Source organism: Bacillus thuringiensis, assembly GCF_001455345.1.
Lineage (GTDB): Bacteria > Bacillota > Bacilli > Bacillales > Bacillaceae_G > Bacillus_A > Bacillus_A thuringiensis_N.
The window spans coordinates 72,501-97,816 of the sequence record NZ_CP013274.1 but is presented as its reverse complement, the minus strand read 5'-3'; the positions used below and the strand labels follow the sequence as shown (position 1 = coordinate 97,816).

Genomic DNA, 25,316 nt, shown 5'->3' with positions numbered 1-25,316 from the left:
CTACAGGTTATCCCAATTATTCCTTAGTTGTCTCAACTTCGACATTCAATTTATCTGCTGATTGATGATCATCGTCATCTTCCGTATCACGCATTTCAATCTCTGTATCGTCGCTAGACATCATTTTAACGTCCATACCTAAACTTTGCAGCTCTTTAATCAATACTTTGAATGATTCAGGAACGCCTGGTTCTGGAACATTTTCGCCTTTAACAATTGCTTCGTACGTCTTAACACGTCCAACAACATCATCAGACTTCACTGTTAAGATTTCTTGAAGAGTATAAGCAGCACCGTAAGCTTCAAGTGCCCAAACCTCCATCTCACCGAAACGCTGTCCACCGAACTGAGCTTTACCTCCAAGAGGCTGCTGCGTTACAAGTGAGTATGGTCCAGTAGAACGAGCATGAAGTTTATCGTCAACCATGTGCGCAAGTTTGATCATATACATGACACCAACAGATACGCGGTTATCGAATGGTTCACCAGTACGTCCGTCATACAGGATTGTTTTCGCGTCATTTGCCATACCAGCTTCTTCAATTGTGCCCCAAACATCTTCCTCACGAGCACCATCGAATACTGGTGTTGCAATGTGAATGCCAAGGTATCTTGCTGCCATACCTAGATGAAGCTCTAATACCTGACCGATATTCATACGAGATGGTACCCCTAATGGGTTTAACATGATATCGATTGGCGTACCATCTGGTAAGTAAGGCATATCTTCTTCTGGTAAAATACGAGAGATAACACCTTTGTTACCGTGACGTCCGGCCATCTTGTCACCTTCAGAAATTTTACGTTTTTGAACGATATATGCACGTACAAGTTGATTCACGCCTGGTGGCAATTCATCGCCATCTTCACGGTTGAATACTTTTACGTCTAAGATAATACCGCCACCACCGTGTGGTACACGTAGTGATGTATCACGTACTTCACGTGCTTTTTCACCGAAGATTGCATGTAATAGACGTTCTTCTGCTGTTAATTCCGTTACACCCTTAGGTGTTACTTTACCAACAAGTAGGTCTCCATCTTTTACTTCAGCACCAACGCGGATAATACCACGCTCGTCAAGGTTGCGTAATGCATCTTCCCCAACGTTCGGAATGTCACGTGTAATTTCTTCTGGTCCAAGCTTCGTATCACGAGCTTCTGATTCATATTCTTCAATATGAATAGAAGTGTACACATCATCTTTTACAAGGCGCTCACTCATAATGATCGCATCCTCATAGTTATAACCGTCCCAAGTCATGAAGCCAACAAGCACGTTACGTCCAAGTGCTAGTTCACCTAATTCCATAGAAGGACCATCCGCAAGGATTTCACCTTTTACAACTTCATTTCCAACACTTACGATTGGACGTTGGTTGTAGCAAGTTCCTTGGTTAGAACGAATGAATTTTTGCATTTTGTAGCGATCTAAGTCGCCTTTTACTGTTTGACCGTCAACTTCTACATAGCGACGTACCCAAACTTCACGTGCTTCTACGCGCTCAACAACACCAGGGTGTTTACAGATTACTGCAGCACCTGAGTCTTTTGCTGAAACGTACTCCATACCTGTACCTACAATCGGAGATTCCGGATTCATTAACGGAACCGCCTGACGTTGCATGTTCGCTCCCATAAGTGCGCGGTTAGAGTCATCGTTTTCTAAGAACGGAATACAAGCTGTCGCTGCCGACACTACTTGTTTTGGAGATACATCCATGTAGTCGATGCGTTCTTTATTTGTGACAATGTTTTCACCACGGAAACGAGCTACGATATCTTCACTAAGGAATTCTCCTTCTTCAGATAACTTCATATTCGCTTGGGCTACAACATAATTATCTTCTTCATCTGCCGTTAAATAATCAACCTGCCCTGTTACAAGACCAGTTTCTGGGTCAACACGACGGTATGGAGTTTCAATGAAACCAAACTCATTTACTTTCGCGAACGAAGATAATGAGTTAATCAAACCGATGTTTGGTCCCTCTGGTGTTTCAATCGGACACATACGACCATAGTGAGAGTAGTGAACGTCACGTACTTCAAAGCCTGCGCGCTCACGCGTTAAACCACCAGGTCCTAATGCAGATAGTCTTCGTTTGTGAGTTAACTCTGCTAATGGGTTTGTTTGGTCCATGAACTGAGATAACTGAGAACTTCCGAAGAACTCTTTAATAGATGCAATAACAGGACGAATATTAATTAGTGCCTGTGGTGTAATTGCATTCGTATCTTGGATCGACATTCTCTCACGAACAACACGTTCCATACGAGAAAGACCGATACGGAATTGATTTTGTAATAGTTCTCCAACAGAACGCAGACGACGGTTTCCTAAGTGGTCGATATCATCTGTATCTCCTACTTTATACAGTAGGTTGAAGAAGTAACTGATAGAAGCAAGGATATCGCCTGGTGTGATGTGTTTTACATCACGAGTAATATTTGCATTACCAATTACATTAATTACACGTTCGCCTTCTGACTCAGGAGCATAAATCTTAATAGATTGCAGCTCAACATCGCCTTCTACCACTCCACCCATTGGTTTCGCTGTTTTGAATCCAATGTTTTTCTCTAAGTAAGGTAAAATGCGATCAAGTGTACGACGATCTAAGATTGTGCCTTCCGCCGCTAAAATTTCACCAGTTTCTGGATCCACTAATGTTTCAGCTAAACGTTGGTTAAACAATCTGTTTTTAATGTGTAACTTCTTGTTGATCTTATAGCGACCTACATTTGCTAAATCGTAGCGCTTTGGATCGAAGAAACGAGACACAAGTAAGCTCTTTGCATTTTCTACTGTTGGTGGTTCACCAGGGCGTAGACGCTCATAAATTTCAAGCAATGCTTTTTCTGTGCTATCTGTGTTGTCTTTTTCTAATGTGTTGCTTAAGTATTCGTTATCACCTAAAAGCTCGGTGATTTCTTGATCAGAGCCAAACCCTAATGCGCGTAACAAAACAGTTACAGGAAGTTTACGCGTACGGTCAATACGCACATATACAACATCCTTAGCATCTGTCTCATACTCTAACCAAGCTCCGCGGTTTGGAATTACAGTAGCAGTAAAACCACGTTTTCCGTTTTTATCCACTTTGCCACTATAGTATACGCTTGGAGAGCGAACTAACTGGGAAACGATAACACGTTCTGCACCGTTAATTACGAATGTTCCAGTCTCTGTCATGAGTGGGAAATCTCCCATGAACACATCTTGTTCTTTTACTTCACCAGTTTCCTTGTTGATTAGACGCACTTTTACACGAAGTGGTGCTGCATACGTCACATCACGCTCTTTGCATTCGTCTACAGAGTATTTAGGTTCACCTAAGCTGTAGTCGATAAATTCAAGCGATAGATTTCCCGTAAAGTCTTCAATCGGAGAAATGTCTTGGAACATTTCTCGCAAACCCTCATCAAGAAACCACTGATAAGAAGAGGTTTGAATTTCGATAAGATTTGGTAACTCTAATACTTCACTAATACGGGCATAACTTCTTCGTTGGCGGTGGCGTCCGTATTGAACTAGTTGACCTGTCAACTGCTTCACCCCTCAAATCATGAGTATTATAAATGCACAAAAAAATTTGTGCAAAATCACAAATAAATACAACTACTGCTATTAGCGTAGTTTTTTTCTCTTAAAGATAAATACGTTGAGTCTTTCTACCTGCTCAAAAAAGAAAAATGGCTTCTAGAAGAAAACCATCATTCTGTTTCATAATCTGCTGATTTTACTATCTTTTCCAAGAGAAACAAAAATATACATCTTTCTCAACGCAGAAAATCATATATTGGCATTGTATAATGTTAACATAGCCAAAAATAACCGTCAACGTTTTTTTGATTTTATGATATAATATCCTTTTTTCTTTTCTACAACTTCGACTTCAGAAAATACTTCTTCTAGTTTCTTCAGTGCAGATGGTGCACCTTGCTTCTTTTGAATAACAATCCACAACTCTCCACCTGGAACTAAATACTCTACAGCCTTTTCTAAAATCTCATGCACGATATCTTTACCCGCACGAATTGGAGGATTAGATAGAATAGCAGCATACATACCATCTACATTTTCATAGACGCTACTTTGAAAAATGTGTACATTTCCAATTCTATTGTTAGCGGCATTTTCTTTCGCAAGCTCAAGTGCCCTTTCATTCACATCCACCATGTGAACTTTACGGTCTTGAAACTCTTTCGCCAACGATAAACCAATTGGTCCATATCCACAACCTACGTCTAATATATCACCTTTAATATCCGGCACTTGAAACGCTTCAATTAAAAGACGAGAACCAAAGTCCACTTCGTTTTTCGAGAACACCCCACGGTCAGATAAGAAAGTAAATTGAGATCCACGAAGCGCAAATTCCCATCGCTTACGATCACTTTTACTAGAAGGGTCGTTAGAAAAATAATGGTCTGCCATATGGCCACCTCTTTTCTTTACAGTTAAAAAAAAAGCTCGCATGAGAGCGAGCTTTTTTTAAAGCATCAAAAGTTAATTACTTAACTTCTACAGCAGCGCCAACTTCTTCAAGTTTAGCTTTGATTTCTTCAGCTTCTTCTTTAGCAGCAGCTTCTTTGATTACTTTTGGAGTGTTGTCAACTAATTCTTTAGCTTCTTTTAAGCCAAGACCAGTGATTTCACGAACAACTTTGATAACTTTGATTTTTTGTGCACCAGCGCTAGTTAGTTCCACATCAAATTCAGTTTTCTCAGCAGCAGCTTCTCCAGCGCCACCAGCAACAGCTACAGGAGCAGCAGCAGTTACGCCGAATTCTTCCTCGATAGCTTTTACTAAGTCGTTAAGTTCTAATACAGTCATAGATTTAACTGCTTCAATGATTTGTTCTTTAGTCATTGTAAATATCCTCCCTTAAATAGGTTTGTATTGTTTTATCGATAATACGTAATTATCTTTTAAAAAATTAAGCGCCTTGCTCTTCCTTTTGGTCTGCAACTGCTTTAGTAGCAAGTGCAAGGTTACGAATTGGAGCTTGAAGAACGCTAAGAAGCATAGAAAGTAAGCCTTCACGTGATGGAAGAGTAGCGATAGCTTTAACCTCATCAAGTGTTACAAGTTTACCTTCGATTACGCCCGCTTTAATTTCTAAAGCTTCATGATCTTTAGCGAAGTCGTTTAATACTTTCGCAGGAGCAACTACATCCTCGTTACTGAACGCGATTGCGTTTGGTCCTGTTAAGAATTCATTTAACTCAGCCATTTCAGCAGATTCTGCAGCACGACGAGTTAGAGAGTTTTTGTAAACTTTGAACTCAACGCCAGCTTCACGTAAGTTTTTACGTAATTCTGTTGCTTCAGAAACTGTTAAACCACGGTAGTCAACAACGATTGTAGATTTACTAGCGCGAAGTTTGTCCGCGATTTCAGTTACAACTTGTTGTTTAGTTTCGATTACTTTGCTCATGTTATTACACCTCCTGTAGATTATATAGAAGATGTACCGAAAGTGCACTAAAAACCTCCATGCCCAACTTGTAGACATGGAGGCATATAGTCACAGAAAAAAATTCCGTTTCGTATATTAACACCTAGGTAGGAAATTAAGTCTATTGACACCTACTGTCTACGGTACACTAATTAAATTCACAACATAAATGATTATATAAAAACTTCTTTATGAAGTCAACTTCCAAAATTTACGCTAATGTAGAAACGTCTACACGTACGCCAGGTCCCATTGTAGAAGCAACTGTTACGTTCTTCATGTAAGTACCTTTTGCAGCAGCTGGCTTAACTTTTTGTAAAGTGTCAGCGATTGTGCTGAAGTTTTCTACTAATTTAGCATCTTCGAAAGATACTTTACCGATTGGAACGTGGATGTTACCAGCTTTATCAACGCGGTATTCAACTTTACCAGCTTTGATTTCGTTAACAGCTTTAGTTACATCGAAAGTAACTGTTCCAGTTTTAGGGTTTGGCATTAAACCTTTAGGTCCTAATACGCGACCAAGTTTACCAACTTCACCCATCATGTCAGGAGTTGCTACTACTACATCAAAATCGAACCAACCTTGTTGGATTTTACCGATGTAATCAGCATCGCCTACGAAGTCAGCTCCAGCAGCTTCAGCTTCTTTAGCTTTTTCACCTTTAGCGAATACTAATACACGTTGTACTTTACCAGTACCGTGTGGAAGAACAACTGCACCACGGATTTGTTGGTCAGCTTTCTTAGGGTCAACACCTAAACGGAATGCTACTTCTACAGTTGCATCAAATTTAGCTGTGTTTGTTTTCTTTACTAATTCTACTGCTTCTGTTGCAGAGTAAGCAGTTGCACGATCAACAAGCTTTGCAGCTTCTACGTACTTTTTACCTCTTTTAGCCATTTTTATTTCCTCCTCGAATGTGGTTTTAGCGGAATAACCTCCCACGTTTACGCTTATTTTCAGGTATAACCTGAGGATGCGCGCCATCCATTTATTTAAAAACGATAATCATTTACGATAATAAAGGTTGCGAATTGGAATTCCAGACCCGCAACCTTTTTTAAAAACAAATCGAATTAGTCTTCGATAACGATGCCCATACTGCGTGCAGTACCTTCAACCATACGCATTGCAGCTTCTACGCTAGCAGCGTTTAGGTCAGGCATTTTAGTTTCAGCGATTTCGCGTACTTTATCACGCTTAACAGTTGCCACTTTATTACGGTTTGGTTCACCAGAACCAGACTCAATACCAGCTACTTTCTTAAGAAGAACAGCAGCAGGAGGAGTTTTAGTAATGAAAGTGAATGAACGGTCCTCAAATACCGTAATTTCAACAGGGATGATAAGACCAGCTTGATCTGCTGTACGAGCGTTAAACTCTTTACAGAAGCCCATGATGTTAACACCTGCTTGTCCTAATGCTGGACCAACTGGTGGAGCTGGGTTAGCTTTACCTGCAGGAATTTGAAGTTTTACCATTTTAATTACCTTTTTAGCCACGAGACACACCTCCTTAAGTCCGTGATGTGGTCAATTGGACAGTGATTTGCCCTCCCACGTCATATTTTATCTGTAAGGATAAAATCTTTCAAAAAACGTCTCCGATAACGAAGACGTACTGACTTAAAAGATATTATCACTTTTTACAAATCATTTCAAGTTTCATTTTATAATTTTTCAATTTGATGGAAGTCAAGTTCAACTGGAGTCTCGCGACCAAACATGTCCACAAGCACGCTAACCTTTTTCTTCTCTACATCAATTTCTTCGATAGCACCTGTATAATCTGCGAATGGTCCCTCATTTACACGTACTGTCTCATGAAGTTCAAAGTCGAAATCAACCACTTCGTTGTCCATTCCCATATGTTTCATAATGGTAACAACTTCCTCTTCTAATAGAGGTGATGGTTTAGATCCAGAACCAGAAGAACCAACGAACCCAGTTACACCTGGCGTGTTACGTACAACATACCAAGAGTCATCAGTCATGATTAATTCTACTAATACATAACCTGGGAACACTTTTCTTTTCATTAATTTTTCTTTACCGTTTTTCATTTCTACTTCTACTTCTTCCGGGACAACAACACGGAAAATTTTATCTTGCATACCCATTGATTCTACACGTTTCTCTAGGTTTGCTTTTACTTTATTTTCATATCCAGAATAAGTATGGACAACATACCAACTTTTTTCCATTCATTTAGGACGAGCGTCCTTCCCTCCCTGACGTACATTTTTTTGCGCAAATGAAAAAACCCGTTCACCGGGCTTTTACACAGTTCTTATAAATAACATTATATCATGGATAAGTGCTTCTTATTCAAGAATTAACCAAGAATTAACCGAATTAAAGAAGAAATGCCCATATCAACCACTGCGAAGAAAATCGCAAAGAAGACAACTGTAGCGATAACAGTCGCTGTTGAACGGAGTAATTCATCTTTTTTAGGCCAACTTACTTTTTTCATTTCGCGACCTACATCGCCGAAAAAGTTCGTTAAACGCATCTACGGGACCTCCAGTGTATTATTTCAATTATTTATTTTGTTTCCTTGTGAACTGTATGCTGATTGCATGTTTTACAGAATTTCTTTATTTCAAGTCGCTCTACCGAGCTCGTATCTTTCATCGTAGAGTAGTTTCGATTTTTACACTCTTCACATGAGAGTACAACTTTTTTCCTCATTAGTTACACCAACCTTGTAACATTATGTCCCTAAAAATGTATCATACAACAAAAGACAATGTCAATGACATGCCTTTTGTACTCTCTGCAAAAAGAAAACAGGTGATTTTTTACACCTGTAGCACTTGTTATGAATTTAAAGTGGTACTCTCTCTCATTTCCATATATCGTTCCAATTTCCGCTTCACCCTCTGTAAAGCATTATCAATAGATTTCACATGCCTATTTAACTGTTCCGAAATCTCTTGATAAGAACGACCGTCTAGATATAAAGAAAGCACTTTTCTTTCTAAATCGCTTAATAATTCAGATATTTTAGATTCTATGTCTGTATATTCTTCCTGACTTATAATCATTTCTTCAGGATCAGTTACCTTCGCTTCCGAAATAACATCTAATAACGTCCGATCAGATTCCTCATCATAAATCGGCTTATCTAAAGACACATATGAATTTAACGGAATATGTTTTTGCCTGGTTGCTGTTTTAATAGCGGTAATAATTTGTCGAGTGATACACAGTTCAGCAAATGCTTTGAATGAAGACAGCTTGTCCTCTTTATAATCACGAATCGCTTTAAACAATCCAATCATACCTTCTTGCACAATATCTTCTCGATCGGCACCCACTAAGAAATAAGATCTTGATTTCGCGCGAACAAAGTTCTTATATTTGTGAATCAAATATTCTAGAGCGTCAGTATTACCTTTTCGAACTAATTCAACGATTGCCTCATCCTCTAAATCACGAAATGTAACGTCGCCTACACTTACGAAGCCTGCTTCCACCTTGATCCCTCCGACCGCTATTTATTTAGCAATATTATACAGTAAAAAGATAAAGAGCGTCAATGCTTCAACGCTCTCCTCTTCTTAATTTTTCTAACTTTTCTGTAATATCTTTACTAAATATCTTTCGCATGGCAGGTTGTTTTTCTTTTGTGTCTTGTGTACGCCTTCTTACTTGTTGCTCCATCGCTTGTACTTCCAACTCTAATTCACGTGCAGATTTCCGAAGGGCACCTTGCGCAAATATAACCCATTGTTCCGTATAATCAGAAGTCGCAACATATATTTGCGTATTTATATTTCTAAGCTCAATCGCAAGTTGCTCTATCTTTTCATCCGCAGTTTGATTTTTCCTCGTGAATATGACTTCTACACGCGATTGTTTCATCTTTTTTTCAATACCTTGGACTGTATAAGCATCAAAGACTATCATTACCTTGGTACCTGTATAACCTTGGTAATCCGCCATCTTATCAATCAGTGCATCTCTTGATGATTGCAAATCTACATCCCGTAGTTTCTTCAAATCTCCCCAAGCTCCAATAATGTTGTAACCGTCAACGATTAAAATATCGTTCATTTTTTATTTACCAATTTCATTACGTTTACGATATACCTCATACATTAACAAACTTGCGGCTACTGAAGCATTTAAGGATGTAACTTTACCAACCATCGGTAAAGTGATTAGGAAATCACATTTTTCACCAATAATACGACTCATACCTTTTCCTTCACTTCCAATTACTAATCCAATTGGCATTTTACCATCTAAATTACGGTAATCCGTTTTCCCTTTTGCATCTGTACCAGCAATCCAAAGTCCACGTTCTTTTAATTCATCAATTGTACGAGATAAATTCGTTACGCGTGCAACAGGAATATATTCAATTGCTCCAGTAGATGCTTTCGCAACTGATGCTGTAAGTCCCACAGCTCTTCTTTTCGGAATAATAATTCCATGAGCTCCTGTTGCATCAGCAGTACGCATAATAGAACCTAGATTATGCGGGTCTTCAATTTCATCTAAAATTAAGAAGAACGGATCTTCATTACGCTTCTCTGCTACCTTGAATAGATCTTCTAGCTCAGCATATTGGTAGGCAGCCACTTGAGCAATTACTCCTTGATGGTTCCCCTCAACTAATTGATCTAACTTCTTTTTTGGTGCATGTTGTAAAATAATCTTATTTTCTTTCGCTAGTGCTAGTACAATTTGTACTTGTCCTTTGGCAGCACCTTCTGCAATCCAAATTTTATTAATATCTCTTCCTGATCGTAACGCTTCAATTACAGGGTTACGTCCGATAATATATTCACTACTCATGATGATGTGCTCCCTTCCTTTTCTTCTAAAACAGCAATTGCCTTATACACAATTTCGTCTAATCTTTCACGATTATTTAATAAGTGATGATAGCCAATTAGCGCTTCAAAGGCTGTACTATATCGATATGTTTGTACATCCGTATTTTTCGGAACAGTACCTGAGTTTGCATTACGCCCTCTTCTTAGTACCGCTTCTTCTTCCTCAGTTAAAAATGCTGTCTCTAATAAATGATAAACAACTTTTGCCTGTGCTTTTGCCGAAACGAAGCTCGTCCCTAATCTATGCAATTGATTAGGACGAACTTTCCCTTTTTGAAGTAGGTGATAGCGGATATATTGTTCATATACCGCATCACCCATATATGCTAACGCTAAGCTGTTTAATTGCTTTGCATCGATCATTCTTATCCTCTTTTCCATCTTGTACCTTGAGCGGTATCTTCTAGAATAATATTACGGTCTTTTAAATCATCGCGAATTTTATCTGATAATGCAAAATCACGATTTTTACGAGCTTCAATGCGTTTTTGAATAAGTGCCTCAATTTCTTCATCAAGTAACTCGTCTTGCGCTAATTCTAACCCTAGAATATCAAATAACGTTTCAAGTTGTTTTACATATGCTTCAATTACCACTTTAGACGTATGCTCTTCCAGTAAATATTGATTTGCATGATTTGCTACATTATATAATTCAGTGATTGCATTAGCAGTGTTGAAGTCATCATTCATCGCTTCTTCAAATGCAGTCTGGAATTTTTCCAGCTCAGCTAACCACTTCTCATTATGATCTGTTAAATCCGTACTACTTTCCATACGGTGTTTTAAGTTACCATAAGCCGTTTTAATTCTTTCCAGCCCGTTATTTGTGCTTTGTAATAACTCTTCACTAAAATTAATTGGGTGACGGTAATGTACTGATAGCATAAAGAATCTAATTAACTGCGGATCATATTGCTTAATGATATCGTGAACCAAAATGAAGTTCCCAAGTGACTTAGACATCTTCTCATTATTAATATTAATATATCCATTGTGCATCCAATAACGTGCAAATGTTTTTCCTGTTAACGCCTCAGACTGCGCGATTTCATTCTCATGATGAGGAAATGCCAAGTCTTGGCCACCAGCGTGAATATCGATGGTATCTCCTAAGTATTTACGCGCCATTGCCGAGCATTCAATATGCCAGCCTGGACGACCTTTACCCCAAGGGCTTTCCCAGAAGATTTCTCCTTCTTTCGCAGCTTTCCATAAAGCAAAATCAAGGGGGTCTTGTTTCTTTTCTCCTACTTCAATACGCGCACCATGACGTAAGTCTGCGATTGGTTGATGCGATAATTTACCGTACCCTTCGAATTCCTTCGTTCTAAAGTACACATCACCTTCTGATTCATATGCATATCCTTTATTCACAAGTTCTTGAATAAATTCAATAATGATATCCATATTTTCCGTTACACGAGGATGAACTGTTGCATGTTTGCAACCTAGTGCTGTTACATCTTCAAAGTATGCTTCAACGAAACGGTCAGCAATTGTCGGCACATCTTCACCTAATTCATTTGCTGCTTTAATTAATTTATCATCTACGTCAGTAAAGTTAGATACGTACTGCACATCATACCCTTTATATTCTAAATAACGGCGTACCGTATCAAATACCATAGGTGGTCTTGCATTCCCAATGTGAATATAGTTATAAACTGTAGGTCCACATACATACATCTTTACCTTATTTTCTTCTAATGGAGTAAACTCTTCCTTTTGACGTGTTAACGTATTATAAATGTGAATAGTCATTTTTATCCTTCCTTTCTACCTTTACTTCAAGTTGTTTTTTCAATTTATCAAGTTCTACTTCCATGACCTTTAATTTATCAAAAATTGGGTCTGGAAGGTCAGAATGGTTTAATTCTTGACCGATCTTTACTCCATTTTGAATAACGACTCGGCCAGGTATACCTACAACTGTAGAATGTGCAGGGACTTCTTTTAATACGACAGACCCTGCTCCAATTTTAGAATTCTCTCCAACTGTAATAGAACCTAGTACTTTAGCACCCGTTGCAATTAATACATTATCCTGAATTGTAGGGTGCCTCTTTCCCTTTTCTTTACCTGTACCACCTAATGTAACTCCTTGATAGATCGTTACATTATCACCAATTTCACACGTTTCTCCAATTACAACCCCCATTCCATGGTCTATGAAAAAACGACGACCAATTGTTGCTCCTGGATGAATCTCAATGCCAGTAAAGAAACGACTAACCTGCGAGATCCAACGTGCAATAAAGAAGAAATTCTTTTTATAAAAAGCATGTGCAATTCGATGAGCCCAAACTGCATGTAATCCAGAGTAAGTCAAAATGACTTCGAAATAACTTCTTGCCGCTGGATCCTGTTCAAAAACGACTTCAATATCTTCCCGAAGCCTCTTAAACATCGACGTTCCCTCCCCTTTATGGGATGCTTTTTCGAGCGAACTAACTCCCTTAACTCCCTATTTATCCCCCTAAATCTGTATGCACGGGGATAAAACTTATACTCATACCCATTTTTACGATATAAAAAAAGACGCCTCTGTCATATTGACAGAGACGCCTTATAAGCGCGGTTCCACTCTGTTTAGGCTAAAGAAGCCTCAAACTCATCTCTGATAACGGTGTACACCGCTTCTGCTTACTTTACGCCCTAAGACGTTTCGCAAAACGATTTGCTGTTCAGCAGAAGACTCGAAGGGGCATTTCAAAAATCCGCTTATAAACCACTTCCAGCCTAAAGGTGGTTCTCTCTGTAAAAAGCCTGATTTTCTACTTCTCCTTCTCGTCGCTTTTCCTTATTAGGTTTTAAGTATACTTATTATATTTCTAAACCTAGAAAATGTTAACCAATTACTTTTTGAAGACGATTTAAAACTTTCTCTTTTCCAAGAAGTACAATAGCATTAGGAAGTTCTGGGCCATGTGTTTGACCAGTAGTTGCAACACGGATTGGCATAAATAAGTTTTTACCTTTATGACCTGTTTCCTTTTGGACCGCTTTAATAGCCGCCTTAATTGCTGCTGGTTCCATCGCTTCTAGTGCTTCTACTTGACCGGCAAATGCACGAAGTACTTCTGGTACTTGTTCACCTTTTAATACTTCTTGTCCTTCTTCTTCATAATCAACATGATCTTTGAAGAACATTTCAGAAAGCTCTACAATTTCAGCTCCAAAACTCATTTGTTCATGATATAACGCAATTACATCACGAATCCAAGCTTGTTCTTGTTCACTTAAAGTTTCACCTATACGTCCAGCTTTCACTAGATGCGGTAAGCTTAATTCTACCACCGTATCTAAATCTTGCTTTTTCATATATTGGTTGTTCATCCATTTTAGTTTTTGAGAATCAAATAATGCAGGTGATTTTGATAAACGAGCTGCATCGAACATTTTGATAAACTCTTCTTGAGAGAAGATTTCTTCTTCTCCTACTGGCGACCAACCTAGTAGTGCAATAAAGTTAAAGATTGCTTCTGGAAGATATCCAAGCTCTTTATATTGCTCAATAAATTGAATAATAGATTCATCACGCTTACTTAATTTTTTACGGCTTTCATTTACAATTAAAGTCATATGACCGAATTGCGGAATATCCCAACCGAAAGCTTCATAAATCATCATTTGTTTTGGCGTGTTTGAAATATGATCATCACCACGAAGTACGTGTGTAATTTCCATTAAGTGATCATCTACTGCTACCGCAAAGTTATAAGTTGGAATTCCATCTTTTTTCACGATAACGAAATCACCGAAATCATTTGAATGGAATGCAACTTCATCTTTTACAATATCTTTAAATGTGTAATCACGGTCAGCTGGTACACGGAAACGAATACTCGGAATACGTCCCTCAGCTTCAAATTCTTTCACTTGTGCTTCAGTTAAATCACGGTGGTTACCTGCGTAACGAGGTGTTTCACCACGAGCGATTTGCCCTTCGCGTTCCGCTTCTAGCTCTTCTTCTGTCATATAACATTTGTAAGCTAAACCACGCTCTAATAAATCTTCATATAATTTTTTATACATATCTAAACGCTCTGTTTGACGATATGGTCCAAATTCACCACCAACATCAACACCTTCATCCCAGTCCATACCGAGCCATTTCAAGTATTTTAATTGGCTTTCTTCTCCACCAGCAACATTACGTTTTACATCAGTATCTTCAATACGAATAATAAACTTACCATCTTGATGACGAGCAAATAAATAATTAAATAATGCCGTACGCGCATTTCCGATATGTAAGTGTCCTGTTGGACTTGGCGCATAGCGCACTCTCACTTGCTTTTCCATAATTGGTACACCTTCCATTCTTAATGTCAACACATTCTATAATTGTACACCAAAAAAATGTGATTATCCATCTTACGAATTAAAAACCATTATTTTTTCTGTAATAAAACAACTGCTTGAGAAGCAATTCCTTCTTCCCTACCTGTAAATCCTAATTTTTCTGTTGTCGTTGCCTTTACATTGATATTATCAATAGACGTTTCTAATAGTTCGCTAATGCGTTTACGCATACTTTCAATATGTGGTGCCATTTTCGGCTTTTGGGCGATAATTGTACAATCTAGGTTCCCTAGCTCATAACCTTGTTCACGTACAAATTCCCAAACCTTCTGTAACAACACAGCTGAATCCGCGTCTTTAAAGGCAGGGTCTGTATCAGGGAAATGTTTTCCAATATCACCTGCCGCAATTGCACCTAAACATGCGTCTGCGATCGTATGTAATAATACATCTGCATCCGAGTGACCGATCAATCCTTTCTCATGAGGAATTGTAATTCCACCGATAATTAACGGTCTACCTTCCGCAAATTCATGTACGTCAAAACCTTGTCCAATTCGAAACATTCTTTACATCCTCCTCAAACTAAACTACTGAGCTTTATGACTCTATATTATATCGCTATCCCTATAAAGAAAAGCCCGGCCTTTGCCGAGCTTTTCTTCGCTATAATCATTGCTATCATTTCTTTTGAATGTGAAGAAAGCTTTCAGCAATTAGTAAATCCTCTGGAGTCGTCACTTTAATATTATAGTAACTCCCCTCTACTACACCTACTTGCTTCCCAATACGTTCCACGAGACTTGCATCATCTGTACCAAGGAAACAACTCTGCTTCGCACTTCTATGTGCTTCTAGCAAAAGAGAAACAGAGAAACCTTGTGGTGTTTGTACAGCTTTAAGCTGAGATCTTTCTACCGTTTCGACAACAACATCCTGCTGTACTTTCTTAACGGTATCTTTCACTGGCACCGCACAAATGGAAGCTCCATATTTTTCTGCTGCAGTTAATACATCTTGGATCACTTTATTTGTTACGAACGGGCGCGCACCGTCATGTACAAGAACATACTTAACATCACTCGTATGCTGAATTGCGTTATACACACTATCTTGTCTTTCGGCTCCACCCTGAATAAATTGTACCGGCTTTTCAACCGGATACTTCTGCATTAGCTCTTCAAAATATGGGCGCTCTTCTTCGTTAATTGCCATGATAATATTTTTACATTCTTTATCCTTTTCAAAAGCACGTAACGTATGCACAATAATCGGTACTTCATTAATAAGTAAAAACAACTTATTTTTGCCAGCACCCATTCGCTTTCCTTGACCAGCTGCTGGAATAATTAATGTATACATATTAATAATCCTCTACTTATAATGCTTTTTCTAATAATTTACGTTTGGCGAAAATCATACGACCAGCTGATGTTTGTAACACACTCGTAACAAGTACATTGAGTTGCGAACCTACGTATTCTCTACCATCTTCTACTACAATCATCGTGCCATCATCTAAATATGCAACACCTTGATTTTGTTCTTTTCCATCTTTTACAACATAAACGCTTAGTTCTTCACCTGGGAGTACAACAGGTTTAATTGCATTAGCTAAATCGTTAATGTTTAACACCGTTACCCCTTGTAATTCAGAGACTTTATTTAAGTTAAAATCATTTGTTACTACCGTTCCACCAGTGATTTTCGCCAACTTTACAAGCTTGCTATCCACTTCTTGAATATCATCGAAATCACCTTCATAAATTTCTACCGGAATCGGCATCTCTTTTTGAATACGATTTAAAATGTCTAATCCTCTACGACCACGATTACGCTTTAAAGCATCAGACGAATCAGCAATGTGCTGAAGTTCTTCTAACACGAATTGTGGAATCACAATTGTTCCTTCTAAAAACTTTGTTTGGCAAATATCAGCAATACGTCCATCGATAATTACACTCGTATCGAGAATTTTCCAATGAGTTGTAGATTCTTCTACCTCAGTTTCAGTTTCTTCATGCTCGCTATTATTATTTTTCTTCTTCCCACGTTGTGGTAATGTAAATAATCCTAGCAATTCATTCCTCTTTTTAAACCCTACTTGGAATCCTAAATATCCAAGTAAAAGAGTAAAGAAAACTTGCAACACTGTACTAATAACTGGAATTGTAAATTCACGAATTGGTATTAAAATTAAATATGCAACAATAAGACCAGAGATTAATCCTAATGTACCAAATAAAACATCTGCTACAGGCGCCTTTACAAGAGCCTCTTCAATATGCTTAATAAGTTGAACGATATAATCTACAAGCCAAAATGTTGTTAAAAATAAAATAATTGCACCAATAATTGCTCGAACATATGATCCTTCCAATAAAGGAACGGCACCGATGTCTAATACATTAATAACTTTTGGGATTAAGTAAATCCCTAACGCTCCACCAATTACTAGAAAGAAGAGCTGTACAATCCGTTTTAACATCCAACCACCTCCTACTCATTATTAACCATTGTTTCGCTAATCAAAACGCCGAATGCAAAAGCGGACGTGTTTTTTTATAAATAGTTTTATTTACCAATATATCATATCATATACCAAAAGTGTTCTAGTGTCGTTATATTATGGAATCAATGTAATATTCTTAATTGTGTCTACTCATATAGAGATGCTCTTGAATTCTTTTTAGGCCTTCTCGTATTTTCTTCGCCCTGACTTCCCCAATTCCTTCCACATCATCTAATTCATTAATAGTTGCCCGACAAACACCTTGCAAAGTTTTAAATCTGTTAATTAAATTTTCAATGATAAGTGGTGGAACACGTGAAATTTTGCTGGTGATTCGGTATCCTCTCGGTGTCACACTTTCTTCTAAACTCGTTTGTCCTGGATATCCAAGTAATTTAACTAAATCACTATCCTCTAGAAGTTGTGTATTTGCAAGTTCTTGTAACCTTTTCAAAATTTGATGATGGTCTTGTGTTTTTTCTTGATGGTAATCCTTTATTAATAGCGCTGCTTCTGCTTCTAAATCAGCTAGTAGTTCAGTAAGTTGTAAACGAATTAACCTACCTTCTGTTCCTAGTTCATGAATATAGCTCAATATTTCATTTTTAATACGTAGTACCATTTCAACACTATGTAAAACATGAACCACCTCGGACATTGTAACAACCTCTTCAAATTCTAGAATACCCAAATTCGTAATCCCATCATTCCATACGGCTTTATATTTTTCTAACGTTTGAATAGCTTGATTTGCCTTTGTTAAAATAACACCTATATCTTTTAGTGTATAACGTAAATTCCCTTGATATAGTGTAATTACGTTACGTCTTTGTGAAATAGCCACAACAAGGCTACCTGTCTGCTTTGCTACACGCTCTGCCGTTCGGTGACGCATTCCCGTTTCAATAGAATCAATAGATGCCTCTGGAACTAATTGTGCGTTCGCAATTAAAATTTTACTTCCCGTTTCATTTAAAATAAGCGCCCCGTCCATTTTTGCTAACTCGTATAAACTAGCAGGAGAGAATGCACAATTAATATGAAAACCTCCATCAACAATACTTTTAATCTGCTCGTTATATCCAAGAACAATTAATCCCCCTGTTTGTGCGCGAAGCACATTATCTATCCCTTCGCGCAGTGGTGTTCCCGGAGCCACGAGCTGTAAAATATTAATCATACTTTTGACACGTTGCTTGTTTTCTTCCATAGCCTAGCCTCCTAATGTCAAACGAAGCGCTTCCCCTAAATTAGATACACCTACTACCTCAATCCCATCCGGAATTGTCCATCCTCCCAAATTTTTTCTAGGAATAATAGCACGTTGAAATCCTAATTTAGCCGCTTCTTGTACACGTTGTTCAATTCTTGATACTCTTCTTATTTCTCCAGTTAATCCGACTTCTCCTATTACTGCATCGGTTGGTGCCGTAGATTTATCTCTAAAACTTGAAGCTATACTTAAAGCCACCGCTAAATCAATTGCTGGTTCATCTAATTTCAAACCACCCGCCACTTTTAAATATGCGTCTTGATTTTGCAATAATAAACCTGTTCTTTTTTCTAGCACCGCCATAATAAGAGATACACGGTTATGATCAATTCCCGTTGCCATTCTTCGAGGGTTTCCAAAACTAGTAGGGGAGATTAATGCTTGTATTTCTACTAACACTGGTCTTGTTCCTTCCATTGAGGCTACCACGGTTGATCCTGCAACCCCAACAGGTCTTTCCTCAAGGAAAATTTCAGACGGGTTTAAGACTTCCGCAAGGCCAAGTTCTTTCATTTCAAAAATACCCATTTCATTCGTAGAACCAAAACGATTCTTAACAGCTCGCAAAATACGATATGTATGATGACGGTCTCCTTCAAAGTAAAGAACTGCGTCGACCATATGTTCTAACATACGTGGTCCTGCAATTGCACCTTCTTTTGTCACGTGTCCGACGATAAAAATAGGGATTCCTTTCGTTTTTGCAAGTTTCATTAACTCTGCTGTACATTCACGTACTTGTGCCACACTTCCTGGTGCTGACGTTACCTCTGGTAAATGTATCGTTTGAATGGAATCAATAACAACAAAGGCCGGATTCATCTCTTCAATGTGTGTTGCAATTCGCTGCAAATCCGTCTCTGCTACAACAAATAAATTACTACCCTTTACATCTAAACGATCTGCACGAAGTTTTATCTGCTTTGCTGACTCCTCACCCGATATGTAGAGTACATCATATGAAGAATCTGCTAATTGCGATGAAATCTGTAATAACAACGTTGATTTTCCAATCCCAGGGTCCCCGCCGATAAGTACTAAAGATCCATCTACGATTCCACCACCAAGTACACGGTTAAATTCTTGAAATTTTGTTTCAATACGCGCCTCAGACTTTGTTTCTACTTCTGTAAGACGTCTTGGTTTTGTTACTTCTGTTTGAATTGCATTGGCATAATTAAGGCGCCTTGATGATACAACCGGTTCCATCTCTTCAACAAGCGTATTCCATTGACCACATCCGGGGCACTTCCCCATATATTTCGGTGACTGATAACCACACTCTTGACATGTGAATTTTGTTTTCTTTTTAGCCATATCGTTTTATATTTCACTTCACTTTCATCTATAAACAATTTATCCTTCTCGTACAAGAAAGAGGGCTATCTCGTAGCCCTCTTAGTTTGTCTATACTTATTTTACCTTTTCAGCACTATGAATGACAAATGATTCTCCTTCAACATCAAAGATAACTTTTTGTCCTTTCTCAATAGCACCTTTTAAAAGTTCTTCCGATAGTCTATCTTCTACATGTTTCTGAATTGCTCTACGAAGCGGGCGAGCACCGTACTCTCGGTCAAATCCTTTATCAGCAATGGCTGAAATCGCTCCTTCTGTTAAATGCAATTCAATCTCTTGCTCTTTTAAGCGATTCACTAACTGATTCACCATAAGTGTTACAATCTCTTGAATATGTTTTTTCTCAAGCATATGGAACACGATAATTTCATCAATACGGTTTAAGAATTCTGGACGAAATGCTTTTTTCAGTTCATCCATTACTTTACCTTTCATATCTGAATAATCGCGGCTCTCATCTTGTACGTTAAATCCAAGATGTTTATTACGTTTTAACGCGTCTGCACCAACGTTAGATGTCATAATAACAATTGTATTACGGAAATCAACCGTACGCCCTTTAGAATCCGTTAAGCGACCATCTTCTAATACTTGTAGTAAAATGTTAAACACATCCGGATGAGCTTTCTCTACTTCATCTAATAGAACAACTGAATATGGCTTACGGCGAACCTTTTCCGTTAATTGTCCACCTTCTTCATATCCAACATATCCTGGAGGAGATCCAACTAAACGAGAGGTAGAATGCTTCTCCATGTACTCAGACATATCGATGCGAATCATTGCATCCTCATCACCGAACATAGATTCTGCTAACGCTCTTGCTAGCTCAGTCTTACCTACACCTGTTGGTCCTAAGAAAATAAATGAACCAATCGGACGTTTCGGATCTTTCAATCCTGCTCTAGCACGACGAACAGCTTTCGCTACAGCTACTACTGCTTCATCTTGACCAATAACACGATCGTGAAGAATGGATTCTAAGTTTAATAATTTATCAGTCTCTGTTTGTGCAAGTTTAGAAACTGGAATACGCGTCCATGTAGATACGACATTTGCAATATCTTCTACTGTTACTTCTGAGTTTTCTTGTCCTTGTTTCTCTTTCCACTGACGCTTTGTATCTTCTAACTTCTCACGCAAGCGTTGTTCCATATCACGTAAGGAAGCAGCTTTTTCAAATTCTTGACTTTGTACAGCTGCATCTTTTTCTTTTCTAATTTCCTCAAGCTTCACTTCAAGCTCTTTTAAATTTGGTGGTGTTGTATAAGAGCGTAAGCGAACCTTAGAAGCAGCTTCATCAATTAAATCAATTGCTTTATCTGGTAAGAAACGATCTGTAATATAACGATCTGAAAGCTTTACAGCTGCATCAATTGCATCATCTGTAATAGATACGCGGTGATGTGCCTCATAGCGATCACGTAAACCTTTCAAGATTTGAGTTGATTCGTCTAAACTTGGCTCATCAACGTGAATTGGTTGGAAACGTCTCTCTAAAGCCGCGTCTTTTTCAATATATTTGCGATATTCATCTAACGTTGTCGCCCCAATACATTGTAACTCCCCGCGAGCTAAAGATGGTTTTAAAATGTTCGATGCATCAATGGCACCTTCTGCTCCACCTGCACCAATTAATGTATGAAGTTCATCAATAAATAGAATAATATTTCCTGCCTGACGGATTTCATCCATTACTTTCTTCAAACGATCTTCAAATTCACCACGATATTTCGTTCCAGCTACCACTGTACCCATATCTAGTGTCATAACACGCTTATCTCTTAAAGTTTCAGGAACTTCATTATTTACGATTTGTTGTGCTAATCCTTCTGCAATCGCCGTTTTACCTACACCAGGCTCTCCAATTAATACAGGATTGTTTTTTGTTCTACGGCTTAACACTTCAATTACACGTTGAATTTCTTTACCACGCCCAATAACAGGGTCTAAACGATTTTCACGTGCAACAACTGTTAAATCACGTGCTAAGCTATCCAGTGTTGGTGTATTTGCATTTGTTGAAGAACCACCTTGGTGACCTGAGCTTGCTTCATTGCTTCCAAGAAGTTGCAATACTTGTTGTCTTGCCTTATTTAGGCTAACACCTAAGTTATTTAAAACACGTGCTGCTACACCTTCACCTTCACGGATTAAACCAAGTAAGATATGTTCTGTTCCAACGTAAGAATGACCTAATTTACGAGCTTCATCCATAGACAACTCAATAACCTTTTTAGCACGCGGTGTATAATGTACCGTTTGAGAAGCTTCTGTTCCGCGTCCAATTAACGCTTCTACTTCTTTTTGAACTTTCTCTGGACTTAATCCTAGAGCAATCAACGCTTTTGCTGCAATTCCTTCCCCTTCGCGTACAAGCCCAAGTAAAATATGTTCTGTTCCAATATTATTATGCCCAATGCGAATTGCTTCCTCTTGAGATAAAGCTAATACTTTCTGTGCTCTTTCTGTAAATCTTCCAAACATCATAGAAATCGCCTCCTACTTGCGCTTAGTTTTTTTCAATACGTAATCGCTCACGGATTAAGGTTGCTCTTCGATAATCTCTTTCTTCTGGTCCTAAAGGTCCTCCTGCATATTGTTGTAAAATGCCTGGTTGTGTAAGGACCATTAGCTCAGTCAAAATATTTCTCGATACACCTTTTATATATCCTAAATCAATACCAAGTCGTACATCTGATAAGCAAGTGGCCGCTTCCGCAGATTGAATTAACCGACTGTTTGCTAGTATGCCATAAGAGCGATAAACTTTATCTTCAAGCTCAATACTTGAATTTTGTACAATTAATTCTCTAGCCATTTTTTCTTGCTGTATGATTTGTTGAATGACACTCTTTAAATCTGCAATAATATCTTCTTCAGATTTTCCTAGCGTCATTTGATTTGACACTTGAAATATATTACCTAACGCTTCGCTACCTTCACCGTATATTCCTCTTACTACTAACCCTAATTTCTGAATTACTTGTATAATACGGCTAATTCTTTTCGTTAAAACGAGTCCCGGTAAGTGAATCATTACAGAAGCTCTTAATCCAGTACCAACGTTAGTAGGGCAACTCGTAATATATCCAAGTGATTCATCAAAAGCATATTCAACCTCTTCCTCTATCCAATTATCTATTTGATTGGCACTTTGAAGAGCCTCTGATAATTGCAATCCTGAAAACAAACACTGAATCCGAATATGGTCTTCTTCATTAAGCATAACACTAATATGTTCGCTTTCTGACAATAGACATGCTCCATACTCAGTTCCTGCAAGGCTGGGACTAATTAAGTGCTTTTCAACTAATACTCTCCTTTGAAGAGGTGTTAATTCATTCATTTTTAATAGTTCAAACTCTCCAAAAGGTTCTACCGTTTTATTTATAAATTCCTTTTTAAATAATTCATGAATCTGTTTAGCTTCTTCTTCGCTTTGCATAGTAGAGAATTGATATTTTTTAAAATTACGAGCCAAACGAATTCGACTGCTTAAAACAATATCAGAATCAGGGCCATCCCCCTTCATCCATGGACTAATCGCTTCATTCATAATTTTGTCCAGTGACATAGAACTATTCCCCCTCTCTATGCTCACTAAGCTGATTTTCAAGACCTCGAATTTTATCCCTTACTTCAGCAGCTTTCTCAAACTCCTCATTCTGTACACATTGTTTCAGAATGAGTTTTAGTTCATCTAATTCTTTCTTTAAGTGAATATTTCCTTCTATACGTTCCGGAATTTTTCCACAATGATCTGTATGTCCACCGTGAAGACGTTTTAATAATGGCTTTAAATGTTCCTTAAATGTATCGTAACAAGAAGCACATCCAAAGCGTCCCACCTTTGTAAATTGTTCATATGTCATCTTACAATCCGGGCATCTTAATATACTTGTATTCGAAAACCCGTTTTTTCCTTCTTCAAACATTGTTGATTCACCGTGTAATAACCCAGCAAATAAATCATGAAATGAAAAGTTAGACTGCGAAGATTGAAAGAAAGACGTATAGCCACTTTGTTCTGCACATTGCTCACAAAGATGAACTTCCGCCTTCTTCTCGTTGATTACTTTTGTATAGTGTAAAGTTGCTGGTCTTATATTACAGTTTTGACAAGTCATCACTATCCCCACCTTTATAACAGGAACGATCTATCTCATAGTACTTTTCATACATTACTAGATGGTTCACTTTCCTTTATTCGTTTAAATAAAAGTGCGTGTTCTTTTTTCAAAACCTCTACAATATTTAACTGCCTTATCTCTTAGTTATTATTCTTTTACAACAGCTATATTTATTTATATTTCAGTGTTCTTAACATTGCGCATAATATTCGAGCCCTAAGTTCATCTCGAGAAGGAACATCCATTGATAATACAGAACGATCTAGTACACTTAGCATAAGTTTAGCTTCACGATTTGTTATGATTCCCTCTTCTATTAAACGTATAATCATACTCTCTGCATTCCCTTGTGCAATACTATGATCAATCATATGAAGCATTTGATCAATAATGTCTATATCATCATGCAGTTTGACTTTTATAATGCGAATGTAACCTCCTCCACCACGTTTACTTTCTACTACAAATCCTCTTTCTAACGTAAAACGGGTATTGATTACATAATTGATTTGAGATGGTACGCACTCGAATCGATCCGCAATCTCATTTCTTTTGATTTCAATCACATTATTATTACTTAAGTCAATAACTTGCTTTAGATATTGCTCAATGATATCAGATATATTTCTCATTTATCCGCCACCTTTATTGACTTTGACTATCTTTGACTTTAATTATATACGTATTAATAAAATTTGCAACTCTTTTGCTTATTCACTATCCTAGCCACGTTCCCTTGTATTTAATCAAAATAATTATTATTTAAACACATTTTTTAATTACTATGGATTATAAAAGAAAACACGAAAAAACACGAGTCATTTGACTCGTGCTTAGTTGCTTGGCGACGTCCTACTCTCACAGGGACAAGGTCCCAACTACCATCGGCGCTAGAGAGCTTAACTTCCGTGTTCGGTATGGGAACGGGTGTGACCTCTCTGCCATCATCACCAAACTATGAAGGCATATTCCTTCAAAACTAGATAACATTTGCTACATATTATATGGTTAAGTCCTCGATCTATTAGTATTCGTCAGCTCCACATGTCACCATGCTTCCACCTCGAACCTATCAACCTGATCATCTTTCAGGGATCTTACTAGCTTACGCTATGGGAAATCTCATCTTGAGGGGGGCTTCATGCTTAGATGCTTTCAGCACTTATCCCTTCCGCACATAGCTACCCAGCTATGCCCTTGGCAGAACAACTGGTACACCAGCGGTGCGTCCATCCCGGTCCTCTCGTACTAAGGACAGCTCCTCTCAAATTTCCTACGCCCACGACGGATAGGGACCGAACTGTCTCACGACGTTCTGAACCCAGCTCGCGTACCGCTTTAATGGGCGAACAGCCCAACCCTTGGGACCGACTACAGCCCCAGGATGCGATGAGCCGACATCGAGGTGCCAAA

25 protein-coding genes, 2 rRNA genes and 2 other annotated features (1 of these 29 only partly in view) are annotated in these 25,316 nt (G+C 38.2%); all 27 genes read right to left on the bottom strand.

Annotated features, from left to right (window positions below; genetic code table 11):
• Nucleotides 1-16 precede the first annotated feature (16 nt).
• A complete protein-coding gene (gene rpoB, locus ATN06_RS00730; protein WP_060629208.1) occupies nucleotides 17-3,550 on the bottom strand; it encodes a DNA-directed RNA polymerase subunit beta in 3,534 nt (1,177 codons plus the stop codon).
• 291 nt (nucleotides 3,551-3,841) lie between these two features.
• A complete protein-coding gene (locus tag ATN06_RS00725; RefSeq protein WP_060629207.1) occupies nucleotides 3,842-4,441 on the bottom strand; it encodes a class I SAM-dependent methyltransferase in 600 nt (199 codons plus the stop codon).
• A 76-nt stretch (nucleotides 4,442-4,517) separates the two neighbouring features.
• Complete coding sequence (gene rplL, locus ATN06_RS00720) at nucleotides 4,518-4,877, bottom strand: 50S ribosomal protein L7/L12 (RefSeq protein WP_000159736.1); 360 nt, start codon at nucleotides 4,875-4,877, stop codon at nucleotides 4,518-4,520.
• Between the two features lie 67 nt (nucleotides 4,878-4,944).
• Nucleotides 4,945-5,445, bottom strand: a complete 501-nt coding sequence (rplJ, locus tag ATN06_RS00715) for a 50S ribosomal protein L10 (RefSeq protein WP_029439120.1) — start codon at nucleotides 5,443-5,445, stop codon at nucleotides 4,945-4,947.
• A gap of 39 nt (nucleotides 5,446-5,484) precedes the next feature.
• Nucleotides 5,485-5,628, bottom strand: a sequence feature (ribosomal protein L10 leader region).
• 49 nt (nucleotides 5,629-5,677) lie between these two features.
• Nucleotides 5,678-6,370 carry a 50S ribosomal protein L1 gene (gene rplA / locus ATN06_RS00710; protein WP_002070162.1) on the bottom strand — a complete coding sequence of 231 codons (693 nt, stop codon included), beginning with the start codon at nucleotides 6,368-6,370 and terminating at the stop codon, nucleotides 5,678-5,680.
• 176 nt (nucleotides 6,371-6,546) lie between these two features.
• Entirely contained in the window at nucleotides 6,547-6,972 is a 426-nt protein-coding gene (gene rplK / locus ATN06_RS00705; RefSeq protein WP_001085872.1) for a 50S ribosomal protein L11, read from the bottom strand.
• A gap of 167 nt (nucleotides 6,973-7,139) precedes the next feature.
• Nucleotides 7,140-7,673: a transcription termination/antitermination protein NusG gene (gene nusG / locus ATN06_RS00700; protein WP_000415794.1), complete on the bottom strand. Its 534-nt coding sequence runs from the start codon at nucleotides 7,671-7,673 to the stop codon at nucleotides 7,140-7,142.
• 131 nt (nucleotides 7,674-7,804) lie between these two features.
• Nucleotides 7,805-7,984, bottom strand: coding sequence for a preprotein translocase subunit SecE (gene secE, locus ATN06_RS00695; RefSeq protein ID WP_001241321.1), 180 nt, complete (start codon nucleotides 7,982-7,984; stop codon nucleotides 7,805-7,807).
• A gap of 32 nt (nucleotides 7,985-8,016) precedes the next feature.
• Entirely contained in the window at nucleotides 8,017-8,163 is a 147-nt protein-coding gene (gene rpmG, locus ATN06_RS00690) for a 50S ribosomal protein L33 (RefSeq protein ID WP_002070160.1), read from the bottom strand.
• A gap of 128 nt (nucleotides 8,164-8,291) precedes the next feature.
• On the bottom strand, nucleotides 8,292-8,951 hold the full coding sequence (locus tag ATN06_RS00685; protein WP_000387198.1) for an RNA polymerase factor sigma-70: 660 nt from the start codon (nucleotides 8,949-8,951) through the stop codon (nucleotides 8,292-8,294).
• Nucleotides 8,952-9,018: 67 nt separating this feature from the next.
• Nucleotides 9,019-9,531 (bottom strand): NYN domain-containing protein, encoded by a 513-nt coding sequence (locus ATN06_RS00680; protein ID WP_000997888.1) that lies wholly within the window; start codon nucleotides 9,529-9,531, stop codon nucleotides 9,019-9,021.
• A gap of 3 nt (nucleotides 9,532-9,534) precedes the next feature.
• On the bottom strand, nucleotides 9,535-10,278 hold the full coding sequence (rlmB, locus tag ATN06_RS00675; RefSeq protein WP_000093759.1) for a 23S rRNA (guanosine(2251)-2'-O)-methyltransferase RlmB: 744 nt from the start codon (nucleotides 10,276-10,278) through the stop codon (nucleotides 9,535-9,537).
• Entirely contained in the window at nucleotides 10,275-10,682 is a 408-nt protein-coding gene (locus ATN06_RS00670) for a Mini-ribonuclease 3 (protein ID WP_060629206.1), read from the bottom strand. The genes rlmB and ATN06_RS00670 overlap by 4 nt, the downstream gene beginning before the upstream one ends.
• Before the next feature lie 2 nt (nucleotides 10,683-10,684).
• The gene (gene cysS / locus ATN06_RS00665; RefSeq protein ID WP_060629205.1) at nucleotides 10,685-12,082 is read right to left on the bottom strand and encodes a cysteine--tRNA ligase; all 1,398 of its coding nucleotides are present in this window, start codon (nucleotides 12,080-12,082) and stop codon (nucleotides 10,685-10,687) included.
• Nucleotides 12,063-12,728 carry a serine O-acetyltransferase gene (gene cysE / locus ATN06_RS00660; protein ID WP_000476500.1) on the bottom strand — a complete coding sequence of 222 codons (666 nt, stop codon included), beginning with the start codon at nucleotides 12,726-12,728 and terminating at the stop codon, nucleotides 12,063-12,065. Before cysE ends, cysS begins: the two co-directional genes overlap by 20 nt.
• Nucleotides 12,729-12,875: 147 nt before the next feature.
• Nucleotides 12,876-13,121, bottom strand: a binding site (T-box leader).
• 47 nt (nucleotides 13,122-13,168) lie between these two features.
• On the bottom strand, nucleotides 13,169-14,626 hold the full coding sequence (gene gltX, locus ATN06_RS00655; RefSeq protein WP_060629204.1) for a glutamate--tRNA ligase: 1,458 nt from the start codon (nucleotides 14,624-14,626) through the stop codon (nucleotides 13,169-13,171).
• 89 nt (nucleotides 14,627-14,715) lie between these two features.
• The gene (gene ispF / locus ATN06_RS00650; protein ID WP_000488386.1) at nucleotides 14,716-15,192 is read right to left on the bottom strand and encodes a 2-C-methyl-D-erythritol 2,4-cyclodiphosphate synthase; all 477 of its coding nucleotides are present in this window, start codon (nucleotides 15,190-15,192) and stop codon (nucleotides 14,716-14,718) included.
• 115 nt (nucleotides 15,193-15,307) lie between these two features.
• Nucleotides 15,308-15,988: a 2-C-methyl-D-erythritol 4-phosphate cytidylyltransferase gene (gene ispD, locus ATN06_RS00645; RefSeq protein WP_060629203.1), complete on the bottom strand. Its 681-nt coding sequence runs from the start codon at nucleotides 15,986-15,988 to the stop codon at nucleotides 15,308-15,310.
• Between the two features lie 16 nt (nucleotides 15,989-16,004).
• The gene (locus ATN06_RS00640) at nucleotides 16,005-17,114 is read right to left on the bottom strand and encodes a PIN/TRAM domain-containing protein (RefSeq protein ID WP_060629202.1); all 1,110 of its coding nucleotides are present in this window, start codon (nucleotides 17,112-17,114) and stop codon (nucleotides 16,005-16,007) included.
• 160 nt (nucleotides 17,115-17,274) lie between these two features.
• Nucleotides 17,275-18,348 (bottom strand): DNA integrity scanning diadenylate cyclase DisA, encoded by a 1,074-nt coding sequence (disA, locus tag ATN06_RS00635; protein ID WP_060629201.1) that lies wholly within the window; start codon nucleotides 18,346-18,348, stop codon nucleotides 17,275-17,277.
• A 3-nt stretch (nucleotides 18,349-18,351) separates the two neighbouring features.
• The gene (gene radA / locus ATN06_RS00630) at nucleotides 18,352-19,728 is read right to left on the bottom strand and encodes a DNA repair protein RadA (RefSeq protein WP_060629200.1); all 1,377 of its coding nucleotides are present in this window, start codon (nucleotides 19,726-19,728) and stop codon (nucleotides 18,352-18,354) included.
• Between the two features lie 96 nt (nucleotides 19,729-19,824).
• Nucleotides 19,825-22,260 (bottom strand): ATP-dependent protease ATP-binding subunit ClpC, encoded by a 2,436-nt coding sequence (clpC, locus tag ATN06_RS00625; protein ID WP_060629199.1) that lies wholly within the window; start codon nucleotides 22,258-22,260, stop codon nucleotides 19,825-19,827.
• A 22-nt stretch (nucleotides 22,261-22,282) separates the two neighbouring features.
• Nucleotides 22,283-23,347: a protein-arginine kinase McsB gene (locus tag ATN06_RS00620; protein WP_060629198.1), complete on the bottom strand. Its 1,065-nt coding sequence runs from the start codon at nucleotides 23,345-23,347 to the stop codon at nucleotides 22,283-22,285.
• Nucleotides 23,348-23,351: 4 nt separating this feature from the next.
• The gene (locus ATN06_RS00615; RefSeq protein WP_060629197.1) at nucleotides 23,352-23,900 is read right to left on the bottom strand and encodes a protein-arginine kinase activator protein McsA; all 549 of its coding nucleotides are present in this window, start codon (nucleotides 23,898-23,900) and stop codon (nucleotides 23,352-23,354) included.
• 173 nt (nucleotides 23,901-24,073) lie between these two features.
• Entirely contained in the window at nucleotides 24,074-24,535 is a 462-nt protein-coding gene (gene ctsR, locus ATN06_RS00610; RefSeq protein WP_060629196.1) for a transcriptional regulator CtsR, read from the bottom strand.
• Nucleotides 24,536-24,742: 207 nt separating this feature from the next.
• Nucleotides 24,743-24,858: ribosomal RNA gene (rrf, locus tag ATN06_RS00605) — 5S ribosomal RNA — on the bottom strand.
• Between the two features lie 49 nt (nucleotides 24,859-24,907).
• A 23S ribosomal RNA gene (locus ATN06_RS00600) occupies nucleotides 24,908-25,316 on the bottom strand; it runs 2,513 nt beyond the window's last position.

What these genes read in the sequence shown, in the direction of transcription:
- ATN06_RS00725 (WP_060629207.1), bottom strand. Translation starts at nt 4,441, where the DNA reads ATGGCAGACCATTATTTTTCTAACGACCCTTCTAGTAAAAGTGATCGT.
- rplL (WP_000159736.1), bottom strand. Translation starts at nt 4,877, where the DNA reads ATGACTAAAGAACAAATCATTGAAGCAGTTAAATCTATGACTGTATTA.
- rplJ (WP_029439120.1), bottom strand. Translation starts at nt 5,445, where the DNA reads ATGAGCAAAGTAATCGAAACTAAACAACAAGTTGTAACTGAAATCGCG.
- rplA (WP_002070162.1), bottom strand. Translation starts at nt 6,370, where the DNA reads ATGGCTAAAAGAGGTAAAAAGTACGTAGAAGCTGCAAAGCTTGTTGAT.
- nusG (WP_000415794.1), bottom strand. Translation starts at nt 7,673, where the DNA reads ATGGAAAAAAGTTGGTATGTTGTCCATACTTATTCTGGATATGAAAAT.
- secE (WP_001241321.1), bottom strand. Translation starts at nt 7,984, where the DNA reads ATGCGTTTAACGAACTTTTTCGGCGATGTAGGTCGCGAAATGAAAAAA.
- rpmG (WP_002070160.1), bottom strand. Translation starts at nt 8,163, where the DNA reads ATGAGGAAAAAAGTTGTACTCTCATGTGAAGAGTGTAAAAATCGAAAC.
- ATN06_RS00680 (WP_000997888.1), bottom strand. Translation starts at nt 9,531, where the DNA reads ATGAACGATATTTTAATCGTTGACGGTTACAACATTATTGGAGCTTGG.
- rlmB (WP_000093759.1), bottom strand. Translation starts at nt 10,278, where the DNA reads ATGAGTAGTGAATATATTATCGGACGTAACCCTGTAATTGAAGCGTTA.
- ATN06_RS00670 (WP_060629206.1), bottom strand. Translation starts at nt 10,682, where the DNA reads ATGATCGATGCAAAGCAATTAAACAGCTTAGCGTTAGCATATATGGGT.
- cysS (WP_060629205.1), bottom strand. Translation starts at nt 12,082, where the DNA reads ATGACTATTCACATTTATAATACGTTAACACGTCAAAAGGAAGAGTTT.
- cysE (WP_000476500.1), bottom strand. Translation starts at nt 12,728, where the DNA reads ATGTTTAAGAGGCTTCGGGAAGATATTGAAGTCGTTTTTGAACAGGAT.
- gltX (WP_060629204.1), bottom strand. Translation starts at nt 14,626, where the DNA reads ATGGAAAAGCAAGTGAGAGTGCGCTATGCGCCAAGTCCAACAGGACAC.
- ispF (WP_000488386.1), bottom strand. Translation starts at nt 15,192, where the DNA reads ATGTTTCGAATTGGACAAGGTTTTGACGTACATGAATTTGCGGAAGGT.
- ispD (WP_060629203.1), bottom strand. Translation starts at nt 15,988, where the DNA reads ATGTATACATTAATTATTCCAGCAGCTGGTCAAGGAAAGCGAATGGGT.
- ATN06_RS00640 (WP_060629202.1), bottom strand. Translation starts at nt 17,114, where the DNA reads ATGTTAAAACGGATTGTACAGCTCTTCTTTCTAGTAATTGGTGGAGCG.
- disA (WP_060629201.1), bottom strand. Translation starts at nt 18,348, where the DNA reads ATGGAAGAAAACAAGCAACGTGTCAAAAGTATGATTAATATTTTACAG.
- radA (WP_060629200.1), bottom strand. Translation starts at nt 19,728, where the DNA reads ATGGCTAAAAAGAAAACAAAATTCACATGTCAAGAGTGTGGTTATCAG.
- clpC (WP_060629199.1), bottom strand. Translation starts at nt 22,260, where the DNA reads ATGATGTTTGGAAGATTTACAGAAAGAGCACAGAAAGTATTAGCTTTA.
- ATN06_RS00620 (WP_060629198.1), bottom strand. Translation starts at nt 23,347, where the DNA reads ATGTCACTGGACAAAATTATGAATGAAGCGATTAGTCCATGGATGAAG.
- ATN06_RS00615 (WP_060629197.1), bottom strand. Translation starts at nt 23,900, where the DNA reads ATGACTTGTCAAAACTGTAATATAAGACCAGCAACTTTACACTATACA.
- ctsR (WP_060629196.1), bottom strand. Translation starts at nt 24,535, where the DNA reads ATGAGAAATATATCTGATATCATTGAGCAATATCTAAAGCAAGTTATT.